The following is a 269-nucleotide window of genomic DNA, read 5'->3' as shown; positions in this document are numbered from 1 at the left end:
TCAAGCGACCATAGATATGTTACTGCCTTACAAAGAATTCGTTCATACCATTACCGCAGACAATGGTGTCGGGAATTTTCTGGCCATGAAGAAATAGCCAAGGCACTGGAAGCTGAGGTGTATTTTGCTCACCCCTACAGCTCTTGGGAGCGGGGAGCTAATGAGAACGCTAATGGCTTATTGAGGCAGTACGTAAAGAAAGGGACAGACTTAAGAACGGTCAGTGACGAGGATATCGAAAGAGCTCAACATCGTATCAATTACCGCTG

1 pseudogene is annotated in these 269 nt (G+C 46.1%); it reads left to right on the top strand.

Annotated elements, in window-relative coordinates:
* A pseudogene (locus tag AB4585_RS24015) lies at positions 1-269 on the top strand (IS30 family transposase); the annotation flags it as partial.

Origin of the sequence: Vibrio sp. 10N.222.49.C9 (assembly GCF_041474985.1) — a bacterium.
GTDB classification, from domain to species: domain Bacteria; phylum Pseudomonadota; class Gammaproteobacteria; order Enterobacterales; family Vibrionaceae; genus Vibrio; species Vibrio crassostreae_C.
This window is presented reverse-complemented; position numbering and strand designations above follow the sequence as displayed.